Annotated in this window: 10 protein-coding genes and 1 other RNA gene; 6 read left to right on the top strand and 5 right to left on the bottom strand. The window is 34.6% G+C overall.

The genetic code is table 11. The features are described 5' to 3' along the window. Nucleotides 1-40 precede the first annotated feature (40 nt). On the top strand, nt 41-904 hold the full coding sequence (locus tag P8I29_06685) for a sigma-70 family RNA polymerase sigma factor (GenBank protein ID MDG1917477.1): 864 nt from the start codon (nt 41-43) through the stop codon (nt 902-904). A 59-nt stretch (nt 905-963) separates the two neighbouring features. After that, nucleotides 964-1,614 carry a ribulose-phosphate 3-epimerase gene (gene rpe / locus P8I29_06680; GenBank protein ID MDG1917476.1) on the top strand — a complete coding sequence of 217 codons (651 nt, stop codon included), beginning with the start codon at nt 964-966 and terminating at the stop codon, nt 1,612-1,614. Here rpe and P8I29_06675 read toward each other — a convergent pair. Together P8I29_06675 and P8I29_06670 are read right to left on the bottom strand one after the other, a co-directional pair. Continuing rightward, complete coding sequence (locus P8I29_06675) at nt 1,611-2,822, bottom strand: NAD(P)-dependent oxidoreductase (GenBank protein MDG1917475.1); 1,212 nt, start codon at nt 2,820-2,822, stop codon at nt 1,611-1,613. The two genes, rpe and P8I29_06675, sit on opposite strands and share 4 nt — an antisense overlap. 54 nt (nt 2,823-2,876) lie before the next feature. Then, a complete protein-coding gene (locus P8I29_06670; protein ID MDG1917474.1) occupies nt 2,877-3,449 on the bottom strand; it encodes a hypothetical protein in 573 nt (190 codons plus the stop codon). Nucleotides 3,450-3,742: 293 nt separating this feature from the next. On the opposite strand from P8I29_06670, the gene ssrA reads away from it, so the two are divergent. Beyond that, nucleotides 3,743-4,112: a transfer-messenger RNA gene (ssrA, locus tag P8I29_06665) on the top strand. Between the two features lie 2 nt (nt 4,113-4,114). Here the strand turns inward: ssrA and P8I29_06660 are convergent. Genes P8I29_06660 through P8I29_06650 form a run of 3 tightly spaced genes read right to left on the bottom strand, consistent with a single transcriptional unit; the run spans nt 4,115 to nt 6,955 of the window. Further along, nucleotides 4,115-4,828, bottom strand: coding sequence for a thioredoxin domain-containing protein (locus P8I29_06660; protein MDG1917473.1), 714 nt, complete (start codon nt 4,826-4,828; stop codon nt 4,115-4,117). A gap of 2 nt (nt 4,829-4,830) precedes the next feature. Beyond that, entirely contained in the window at nt 4,831-5,628 is a 798-nt protein-coding gene (locus tag P8I29_06655) for an alpha/beta hydrolase (protein ID MDG1917472.1), read from the bottom strand. Next, entirely contained in the window at nt 5,618-6,955 is a 1,338-nt protein-coding gene (locus tag P8I29_06650; GenBank protein ID MDG1917471.1) for a hypothetical protein, read from the bottom strand. The genes P8I29_06655 and P8I29_06650 overlap by 11 nt, the downstream gene beginning before the upstream one ends. A gap of 157 nt (nt 6,956-7,112) precedes the next feature. Between P8I29_06650 and P8I29_06645 the strand changes: the two genes are divergently transcribed. From P8I29_06645 to P8I29_06635, 3 genes are all read left to right on the top strand, one after another. After that, nucleotides 7,113-7,418 (top strand): hypothetical protein, encoded by a 306-nt coding sequence (locus P8I29_06645; protein ID MDG1917470.1) that lies wholly within the window; start codon nt 7,113-7,115, stop codon nt 7,416-7,418. A gap of 85 nt (nt 7,419-7,503) precedes the next feature. Next, the gene (locus tag P8I29_06640) at nt 7,504-8,589 is read left to right on the top strand and encodes an FAD-binding domain-containing protein (GenBank protein ID MDG1917469.1); all 1,086 of its coding nucleotides are present in this window, start codon (nt 7,504-7,506) and stop codon (nt 8,587-8,589) included. Nucleotides 8,590-8,679: 90 nt separating this feature from the next. Continuing rightward, nucleotides 8,680-11,715, top strand: a 3,036-nt coding sequence (locus tag P8I29_06635) for a hypothetical protein (protein MDG1917468.1), incomplete at its 3' end; no start/stop codon positions are given.

Raw genomic sequence — 11,715 nt, 5'->3', positions numbered from 1 at the left:
GTATGCTAGAACAACCTAAATATTAACATTAAATTACAAGATGAGACAGCTAAAAATCACCAAACAGGTAACCAACAGAGAAACCGCTTCACTAGATAAATATTTGCAAGAAATAGGTCGTGTAGACTTAATTACTGCAGAAGAAGAAGTCGAGTTAGCTCAACGAATAAAAGCAGGTGATGAAATGGCCTTAGAGAAGCTTACTAAAGCTAATCTACGTTTTGTAGTGTCAGTAGCAAAGCAATATCAAAATCAAGGTTTATCACTTCCTGATTTAATCAACGAAGGAAACCTTGGTTTGATAAAAGCTGCTAGACGTTTTGATGAAACTCGTGGTTTCAAATTTATTTCTTACGCAGTATGGTGGATTCGTCAATCTATACTTCAAGCATTGGCCGAACAATCAAGAATTGTCAGACTACCCTTGAACAAAATTGGATCCATCAATAAAATCAATAAAGCCTATGCCTTATTGGAACAACAATTGGAAAGACCACCTACAGCTGAAGAAGTCGCTAAAGAATTGGATTTGACTGAAGATGAAGTGAAACAGGCTATGAAAAATTCTGGTCGTCACGTATCCATGGATGCACCTTTAGTTGAAGGAGAAGACAGCAATATGTATAATGTCATTGGTAGTGAAGACAGCCCTAACCCTGATGAAGGACTAATGGTTGATTCATTAAGACAAGAAATCGGAAGAGCTTTAGCAACACTAACACCTAGAGAAGGTGAAGTCGTTAAAGCCTATTTTGGATTAAATGGAGCTCATGCCATGACCTTAGAAGAAATTGGTGAAGCATTTGATCTTACAAGAGAAAGAGTTCGACAAATTAAGGAAAAAGCTGTTCGCCGATTAAAACACACTTCAAGAAGTAAAATATTAAAAACCTACTTGGGATAATTTAAAGAGAGCTTCGGCTCTCTTTTTTTTTAACTTTGTCGCAAAATAATTTATCATTTATGTCACATTTAATAGCACCTTCCGTTTTAGCAGCCGATTTTGCCAACCTACAAAAAGACTGTGAAATGCTTAACCAAAGCCAAGCCGATTGGTTTCATATAGATGTAATGGACGGCGTATTTGTTCCTAACATATCTTTTGGAATGCCAGTTATTAAGGCTATTAAAAAACATGCTAAGAAAACCATGGACGTACACTTGATGATTGTTGAACCCGACAGATACATCAAAACCTTTAAAGAAGTAGGTGCTGATATCCTAACCGTTCATTATGAAGCCTGTACACACCTACATCGCACCTTACAAGCTATAAAAGCTGAAGGTATGCAAGCTGGTGTAGCACTGAACCCACATACTTCAGTGGATTTATTAAAAGATACCATTAATGACATTGATTTAGTTTGCTTAATGTCAGTAAATCCAGGATTTGGCGGTCAGTCGTTCATTGAAAACACCTATGACAAAGTCAAAGAACTAAAAAAACTTATAAACAGTAAAAACGCCAATACTAAGATAGAAATTGATGGAGGAGTAAACTCTACAAATGCACCAAAACTAATAGAAGCAGGAGCAGATGTATTAGTAGCAGGAAGTTTTGTTTTCAAATCAGAAAACCCTACTCAAACAATTAGTGATTTAAAAAAATGCTAATAGCCGTTTAAGTAATCTCTTAAATATTCATAAGGAGCATTCAAATCACCATTTTTACAAATGGTAGCTTTATCGATAATATTATCGCTATCCTCTGAAAGTAAGCAAGGAAAAATATGTGTTATTAATTCGTTACCAAAATCTTCAGAAGCGTCTTTCGGTAATTCACAAGGCAAATTGTCTACTGCCATTACTGTGATGACATCTTCTTTATTAAAAATATCTTCAGATTCGGTATGGGGATTATACCCATAAATAGGGTTTTCTATAGTTGAAGGGCGAATGGTAGAAGCCACAGGACCATCAATATCGCAAGAAATATCAGCAATTGTACGAATTTTAAAATCAGGAGACTTAGCATCCTCTCTAGTAAACAGATAAGGAGAACCCGCACCATAATAATGACCAGCAATAAAAATATCAGCACAAGAAGCAAAATCAATAAACGAAGATTTGAATAATTCTGGATTCGAAAAGAAATCTGAACTAGAAAAGTCCGAACCATCAATTCGCACATTATAGTCGTAAAAATCTAGATGAACATAAACAGCTTCATCAAAACTTTGAGTCGTAAATTCTTCTTTGCTTACTTCTCTTATACCTAAAGTATGTATAATTTCTAAGGCACCTTGCCCTACTCTACCATTTCCAGAAACAATGATTTTAACGTTAGGCAAGTCTATCTTTTTTAACTCCTCTTCAAGCTCTACCCTATCCTCACAACTATTAGCAGGTTTTAAATGGTATTTTTGAGTTCTTTCACCATAAGCCAAAAAACCATTGTAACAACCCACAACACCAGCAAATCTACCAAAACCAAGAACACGTCTTCCATTGGCATACTTTAACGTTTCATAATCAACCATTGAGATATTTTTCTCAACCATTTTTTGAAGCAACTCTAGATTATATAGTTGTGATTTTATCGTATGAGAAAAATAAAAATACATTTTATCATTAAGAAGTTCTGTTTTCACAACCTCTTTTACTCCCATAAGTATGTCACAGTCCGAAACATCATCAACTAATGGAATACCTAAAGCTGAATAGTCACTATCATCAAAACAGCGAATAGGACTTTTTTGAACCACCAAATCTAAATTAGAATATTGATTCATTAGCACCTGACATTGTGTAGGAGTCAAAGGAACTCTTTTATCAGGTGGTGTTTTACCCTCTCTTAATATGCCAATCTTGGTTTTAGTCATGCCTCAAAATTAGCAGAATTTATCTAATAAAAAACTTAAATTCTAATCAAAAATTTAGCGATTACGCTTTCTTGTTATGATATAATTATGAATGGCTTTTTTAGAGGTTAACCAATTTTTTCCTTCTTTATAAGCATCTATTTTACCCTGCCGAGCCAGTAAACTAATATACTCCTGCCCATAAGGAACATCATCCTCTTTAACGATATTTGAAATCTCATCATAGCCATCTTCGGAACCAGGCAAAGCATTAATATAAATATTTAAAGTACGCTCTACAGCTTGCACCATAAGAAGCATTAGCTTTTGGTAATTACCCTTATTAGCGGCATTTAAGGCAGCATAATATTTTTTCCTATCATTTCGTAGAATGATAGCAGGCGGAAAACCAAAAGACATTAAAATGAGGTTCATACTTAATCGAGCAGTACGGCCATTACCATCATAAATCGAAAAACGCACAGAAACTATAGAATTGGTTAGTAAATTGGCGTACTCAGAATCGTAACCCGGTAACTCTTGAGCATTTTCTTGACTTAGCAAAACCGCTTGGTAAGGAATACCCGGTATCTGCGCAAAAAGAACTACACTCAAAAACAGAAAAAATATACTTAAGACAAATTTCATTCCCCACTTTAAGTTTTACATAATCACTACTTTAGCTCTAGGACAACCTCTATGCTAAATCCCTTGCTATGCTAATGTGCTTAAACATATACAAACCTAATATATTGCACTATCAAAAAACTTAACATTTTCACACTCGTTTAACGGAAAAAATCCATCATTTATCAGTAATAAATTGGTCTTAATCGAGATTACATGTATGCTTTATCAAAAAAACTCCTTTTTGACTACTAATAATTCTGTGTAAATGAAAGTTATAAATAGTGTAACTTTGCAGCTGTTCTTTTTTTATTGGGGCTGACTGGTTTTGACTACAAGATGAAGTTAACCGTAAGCATGTCGAGCGTTGTTTGTTGGCTCGTAAATATCAATTCACACACTTTTAAATGGCGAGTATAACTACGCTATGGCTGCCTAGATATAGTATTTAGGACGCCTTTGCTTCCGAATGAAAGATGGCTCAACGCTTTCGTTCTATTGAAGCATCAGAAAAGATTGAGCTAGCGATTTAGGGCTTCGACTAAAAAGCGAAACTAAAGAAGATAAGGTTGGAGTATGGTTGTGTTTTTCCTTACCCTTCCCGACAATCAAAAAACAATAAACATGTAGAAAGCGCTTGAGTTCCTTGTTTGGACGTGGGTTCGATTCCCACCAGCTCCACTAATTTAAATATTAGATTTTAATATCTCCTCTAATTCTTCTTTACTGATAAGACCCGTATGTCTCCAGATTTCTTTAGAATCTTTGAAAAGCACAAAAGTAGGCACGGCTTTGATATTATAAGAATCTGCTAAAAGTTCACTTTTATCCATATCTATTCTAAGAATTTCTGCTGAACTTTCGTATTCAACTTTAAGTTCATCTACAATGGGCGACATCTTTCGGCAAGGCACACACCAAAGGGTATGAAAATCAGCTAAGACCAAACTATTTTTTGATAACATATTATCAAAATCAGAAATTGACAACTCCTCCATAGAATGGTCTTTTTTAGACGTGGATTTGGTCAGTGGCATACGATTTGTATTCCATGCCATTATCCCACCTTTCAAATTAACCACCTTGGTTTGTCCTGACTCTAATAACATTTTTGCAGCTTTGGAGCTCCTACCTCCACTCTTACAATAGACATATACCGTTTTATCTTTTTGAATCTTTGCAATTTTTTTGGAAAAATCTGCATCGTAAAAATCAATAGTACTGGCATTTTCTATCATACCGCCATTAATTTCTTGAGGAGTACGCACATCTAAAAGAATGGCATTCTCTTTTTCAAATGCAGATTTGAACTCTTTTGGGGATAAATTGGTAAACGTTTGTGAATTTGAGGAACAAGCAATAAGTAAGATTGAACCAACTAGAGCAATGAAGTTTTTCATAATTATTTTAAGAATTTTAATGCAAATGTATTAAAAACTTGGTGTTGATCAATGTTTACAATATGACCAGAATTATTTACTTTTTCTAAAAAACAATTGGACTTGTCTTTAACGTATTCTTCAATTTGACGAACAAAGAGATAATCTTCTATGCCCGAAATAAATAAGGTAGGTTTTGACAATTTTAGTTTAGAAATATCATCAATAGTATGTTTAATTTCAGGCAACAACCTTAACCAATTCTGGAAAGCTCTATTTTTAATTTTTTTAGCTTCATTGATAAACACTCTTCTTGATACTCTGTGCTCTTTACTGGGCATTATAATAAGCGCAAACAAACGATATAATATAATGTTAGGCGTAAATCCTTTAATGGCTTGAGCCGTTCTAAGAAGAAAAAGTGTTCGTGTTGAAAAGCTAGTAATAGCTCCGCTTAATATTACTTTATTTACGAGACTAGGATATAAATCTGAAATTTTAGTGATTATTATAGTCCCTAAAGAGACACCAATAAAATGTGATTTTTTGATCTTTAGGTGTTGAATAACTTCAACTACCTCTTCAACAACAATATCCAAAGAATAGTCACTCTGAACAGGCATATCGTTAGACATACCATGCCCTCTTAAATCAATTAATAATAAATTAAAATGTTCTTTGAGTACTTTGACTTGCTTGTGCCATATGGTACTACTGCCTCCTGCCCCATGAATAAAAGTTATCCAATCGGCATCGTCTGACTTAATGAAATGCTTATATTTTAACAATGGTATAACTTTAAATGATAATTTATTTTTCAAAGATAATTCTCTTTTCAAAACTACCATCATCATAAAAATAAATATAAGGGTTATTAGGCTCTAATTTATTAACCGTTTCTCCCAGTATGTTTTTTATAAACAAAAGTCGTCTGTCTTGTGTTTGTAAATCTGTAATTCCTGTAGCCCCTTCACAACTTACCGTTCCTAAATCGTAAAAGTCAGAACATTCCGGATTTTCATTATCGGTAATTGCAAATTCATAAGGGGTAACTCCGTCAGCTAAAAGTGGACCCACCTGATAAAACACTTGACCATATTCAAAAGAACCGTAATTAGTGCCATTACCCTGAATTGTAAAGGTGTATGCGGATGGACTCATAACATCAAATTCTATATCAACCATAAAATAACCTAAGCTATCGCACTCTCCTGCTTCAGCATAAACATTAGAAATCATACAATCTGAAATTGAATCATCGTCACATTCCTCCCATTTTGAAGACTCAAACAAGGTGTAGACAAGTTCCATATAATCACCATCCATAGAGAGATTAATGTTATCACCATTTAGGTAGTAATTTATCATCATCAGTTCTTCCTCTTCTTCATCCGAAATCACTAAGACAGAATCCGATGCTATATAACCGAGTGAAATAAATTCATAACATTCCATATTGTCTTCAAAGTCATAAATAAATATAGAGTCAGAAGTGAACTCCAAATAATCGTATTCTTCTTCCAAATAATATTGCCCTTCTAAAGATACTCCAGCACCATCAAGTCCAAAGCTAATATCAAAAGAGCATGCTAATTCAGGGTTTCCAGCAAAAAAACCTTCAAACAACAATAAAGTACCTTCGAAAGGGAAGCTAAAAAACTCATCGAAATATAATGTTCTTGTATCGCTGTAGTTAGAACCAAAACCATATACATTACCAGCATCCATGCCTTCTTGTGCAACAGCATCTCCATCAGCATTTACAAGGACAAAACCTGCGTAGTCAAAAAACACAGATGATGTGAAGAAAGTAGACATGTTTATAGCCAAAGTTACCTCTTCATCTTGTGTCAAAAAGTCAAAAGATTCTATTTCTACACTTATAGAATCACAAATAGAATTTGCAGTAGCTACCGTTGAACAGTCTATCAAATTTCCATTTTCGTCGTATGCCGAAACATAAGAAGTAACTCCAGCACACTCCGTTGCTTCACACGAATTGCCATATAATTCTCCGTCACAACCGCATACAGGTTCATAGGATTGAATACAAAAACAATCAGGATTAACAGCTTGTTCATCTATACAATCTTGAGCTAAAGAAATGAAAGGAGTAAGAACAAACAACCATAGAATTCGATAAAACATATTTTAAAAAGTTTTGATTAAGTGTACTTCAAATTTACTAATTTTAAATCAAATACTATAGAACCTCGGATTTACAATATTTTTTAAAACTGACATTTTGACTAATTCATAAAAATGGCATGATTTTTGTTTAAGTAATTAGTAGAAATTATAGATTATGAACATTCCAAGTAAAACACAACACCTAAATAACTTTGAGATAGAAAAGCTATGTCACCTCTTAGAATGTGACAAACAAGAACTCGAAGAATTTGAAAAAATAGCTAATCAGATTGCTGATGAAACCGAAAATACATACGATGCTATGATGAAAATTCTTCAGAAAGGACATAATTTAAGAGAAGCTATTTTTATAGCAATGATAATTGGCAGAAAAGAAGGCTACATTCAAGCTGAATCTGATATGGAAGAAGAAATAAAAGATAAATTGTATCAAGCTTTTAGAGGAAATAGAAATCAATAATTACTTTTTTAAATTAAGCTAATAGTTTCAATCTCAACTTAAAACCTTACTTTTGTATAGCTTTTACACTAAATAGTTATACAATATGGAGACTGACTTTTCAAAAATACTCCAAAAATTAGATTCCATTAGTCCTGTAGAATATGGGAAAAACCGAAATTTTATTGATGGAGCAGTAACCCAATTATCGCCCTACATTTCTAGAGGTGTTATTTCAACCAAACAAGTCTTTGAGTATATTATGTCTCAAGACTATCCCTTTTACAAAATCGAAAAATTTATTCAAGAATTAGCTTGGCGAGACTACTGGCAACAAATTTGGATTGATAAAGGTACACTGATCAATTCTGATTTAAAGAAAAAACAAGAAGGTGTACAAAATTATTTTATTCCAAAATCAATAGTTGACGCTAACACTTCAATTTTTGCTATTGATGAAGCTATACAGGAATTTTATAAAACAGGCTACATACACAATCATTTACGAATGTATATCGCTGCCCTATGCTGTAATGTAGCAAAATCTCATTGGAAACTGCCTTCTCAATGGATGTATTACCATTTGTTAGATGCTGATTGGGCTAGCAATAGTTTGAGTTGGCAATGGGTATGTGGTAGCAATAGTAACAAATTATATTATGCCAATCAAAATAACATTAATAAGTATTGCTACACCAATCAAAAAAATACATTTTTAGATGTAGAATATCATCAATTTTCTACATTAGAAATTCCTAAAGAACTTACTGTATTAGAAAAACTGAAGCTTGAAACTTCATTGCCTGACATAAAAAAACAAATAAGTATAGATCAAGAAAAGCCTACTTTAATCTATAATTTCTACAATTTAGATCCAAAATGGAAATCAAAGCTTGACGTCAACAGAGTTCTATTAATTGAGCCTAGCATATTTAAGACTTATCCCATTTCAAATAAATCAATGGAATTTATGTTAGGCTTATCCAAAAATATTAATGGCATACAATTATATGTTGGCGAGTTCAAGGAATTAAAAAAAGTTACCAAAGAGAGTCGTATATACTATAAAGAACATCCTCTAAATCATTGTTATGAAGGAACAGAAGAAGATAGAGATTGGATATTTCCTGTCACGGGTTATTTTCCTAGCTTCTTCAAGTATTGGAATAAGTGTAAAAAACACATAAAATGATTATTTTTTTAAAAAATTAACTTAGGTTATTAGGATTTTTAGATATAAAGTGTAGTTTTGACACATTGCTAACCTAAATAATTTCATAAAATGACAATTTCTAAATCAATAAATGTTGTGCTTGGTTGGATTTTTATCCTTTTTCTGAGTACGAATTCAAGTTATGCGCAAAGCTCCGATTCAGAAGGTTTTGCCGTTACACTTTCTGTCAATACTGCTAATATAATAGTAGGTCCTAACGGGATGTACGCTGGAGGCGGTATGCTAGGAGATGCCGTTGCTTTACCCTTATCTGATGATGATGGTGATGGCATTTGGACTGGTGTGACTTATATTAATCCAGGTATAACAGGCAACTATACCTTTCTTAACAGTCCTGCTAATGGCGGTGACTGGGGTGCTAAAGAAAACATAGCGGGTCTCTTTTGTGCAGATGCGGCAAACTGGAACGATAGAATCTTACCAACCATCAGTTCAGACACTACTTTGTTACATTGCTTCGGTAGCTGTGAAACTGATGGCACGTGTCCAATTATCTCTGGCTGTACTGATGAATCAGCTATGAACTACAATCCATCAGCTTCGTTAGATGACGGTAGTTGTGAGTTTTTAGTTGAAGGAGAATCTCCTTACTGTAATACTCAAACCTATCACTTCATGAATGATGCTGAAGTACCTTCTTCTATTTTTATTTCTGTTGGAAATAATGGCCCAAACTCTATTATTGTTCAAGTCGAGTCTGCTGATGCTGACCCAATAAATGATTTAGTTATCAATAGTGCTACTGCTGGATACGCCCTTGGAACAATGATTTCAAGTAACGGAGTATTTAGTAACACTATGACATGGGATTCTGATGTCAGTACTGTAGATATTAATGTATTATGGAGTAAGCAATCTTTTGGTGGAAACTGGATGTGGTCTCAAAGTGATGTTACAGTTAATGTAAACGATACGTGTGACATTGCAATACCAACAGTTATTTTAGGATGTACAGACCCAATTGCTTCTAACTATAATTCAGATGCTAATTCAGAAGATGGTAGTTGCGAGTACTTGGCTAGTGCTTCTGCATATTGCAATACTCAAACCTATCACTTCATGAATGATGCTGAAGTGCCTTCTTCTATTTTTCTTTCTATTGGAAATAATGGTCCAAACTCTGTTATCATTCAAGTTGAATCTGCTGATAATGACCCTATAGATGATCTAATTATCAATAGTGCTACTGGTGGATACGCCCTTGGAGTAATGAGTTCAAGTAATGGAGTATTTAGTAACACTATGACATGGAATTTTGATGTCAATACAGCAGATATTAATGTATTATGGAGTAAAGAGTCCTTTGGGGGAAACTGGCAGTTGAGTCAAAATAACGTTACAATTAATATAAATGACACCTGTGATATCTTAGCTTCGCCAAGTGTTTCAGGTTGCACTGATATAACAGCAACTAATTATGACGTTAATGCTGTTGAAGACGATGGAAGTTGTGAATACGATTGTATAAATCCATCACTTATTGACCCTAATGGAATGTGTATGGAAATTTTCTATCCCGTCTGTGGTTGTAACAATGTTACTTATAGCAACTCATGCTATGCTGAAATTAATGGGGTTACTTCTTGGGTAGATGGCGAATGCTCATCTACTACAATTTTTGGCTGTACTGATGAATCTGCTGCCAACTTTAATCCAAATGCTAACATTGATGATGGCTCATGTGTTCTCTGTGAAGAACCAGCAATAATAAATTTCAATGTCGATGCAAGTTATGTAATATCAGCAGCTTATGACAATGTGTTAATTAACGGAAGTTGGGATGCTTTTGGCGACTCTAATCAATATTGGGAATCATGGGGTGTTACACTTACTGATGATGATATGGATGGTGTGTTTTCTGGTTCATTAGAATTAGAGCCAGGATTTTATGAATATGTACACGCTCTAACTGGCTCGGCTGATGACTGGTCAGGTTGGGGTGTTGTAGGTTATGCTCCTGAAGATTGTGCCTTGGGAATAAACCCTATTTCTGGCGATCCAGCACCAAACTATTTCTTCACTGCAGAATGTGGTCAAGTTATTGATTTACCAACTGTTTGCTTTAGCGAATGTGCTGAATGCACAGGCGAGGTGTTAGGATGTACAGATGCGACAGCTGTTAACTACAATCCAAACGCTACAACCGATGATGGAAGTTGTGATTATTGCCAACTTGCAACAGTAAACTTTAGTGTAAATGCCGTAGATGTAATAAGCGATGAATACGATAATGTAGTGATCAATGGATCATTTGCTGGACCTTGGTACGGATGGGGTGTAACTCTATCTGATGAAGATGGTGACGGTATTTACACTGGTTCTACTACTGTAGCAGCAGGTGAAACTCACCAATATGTACACGCACTTACAGGTTCTGCTGACGGCTGGTCTGGTTGGGGTGTAATTGGTTATGCTCCTGAAGCTTGTGCCTTGGGTATAGATCCAATTTCTGGCGATCCATCACCAAACTATTTCTTCACTGCTGAATGTGGTCAAGTTATTGATTTACCAACCGTTTGCTTTAGCGAATGTAACGATTGTTCAAATGAAGTTTTTGGATGTATGGATCCAAATGCTGATAACTATAACCCTGGAGCTACTATAGATGATGGCAACTGTAATTATTGTGGCGAACTAGAAGTTTCTATCATTAGCACACAAGATGTTACTACATCTGGTGCATCAGATGGAAATATCATTGCAACAGGTATCAATGGATCTAACAACTATGATATTAATGTTTATGATCTAAATGGCGTTCAACAAAACCCATTTGCTCTAACAGCAGGAGACTATATAGTCGCAGTAACAGACGTTACTATAGATTGTACGGTTGAAGAAAACTTTAGTATTTATGAGATAGTAATAGAAATTGGAGGTTGTATAGATGAAAATGCCATAAACTATAACCCTGATGCTGCTTTTGACGATGGATCATGTGAATATGAACCAAATGAAGATCCTTGTGATATTGTACCAACAGGGTTGTTTGTTGATGATATTATTCACAACAGAGTAGTGTTTAACTGGTCTGCACCAAGTGCTGCACCATCACACTATATGATTCGTTACCGTGTGGTAGGT

The sequence above is a fragment of the Flavobacteriales bacterium genome (assembly GCA_029248105.1).
Lineage (GTDB): Bacteria > Bacteroidota > Bacteroidia > Flavobacteriales > UBA7312 > UBA8444.
Note: the sequence above shows the minus strand (reverse complement) of the source record. Positions and strands in the feature narration are given on the sequence as shown.

Coding starts and splice junctions, on each gene's coding strand:
- P8I29_06685 (MDG1917477.1), top strand. CDS start 41: ATGAGACAGCTAAAAATCACCAAACAGGTAACCAACAGAGAAACCGCT.
- rpe (MDG1917476.1), top strand. CDS start 964: ATGTCACATTTAATAGCACCTTCCGTTTTAGCAGCCGATTTTGCCAAC.
- P8I29_06675 (MDG1917475.1), bottom strand. CDS start 2,822: ATGACTAAAACCAAGATTGGCATATTAAGAGAGGGTAAAACACCACCT.
- P8I29_06670 (MDG1917474.1), bottom strand. CDS start 3,449: ATGAAATTTGTCTTAAGTATATTTTTTCTGTTTTTGAGTGTAGTTCTT.
- P8I29_06660 (MDG1917473.1), bottom strand. CDS start 4,828: ATGAAAAACTTCATTGCTCTAGTTGGTTCAATCTTACTTATTGCTTGT.
- P8I29_06650 (MDG1917471.1), bottom strand. CDS start 6,955: ATGTTTTATCGAATTCTATGGTTGTTTGTTCTTACTCCTTTCATTTCT.
- P8I29_06645 (MDG1917470.1), top strand. CDS start 7,113: ATGAACATTCCAAGTAAAACACAACACCTAAATAACTTTGAGATAGAA.
- P8I29_06640 (MDG1917469.1), top strand. CDS start 7,504: ATGGAGACTGACTTTTCAAAAATACTCCAAAAATTAGATTCCATTAGT.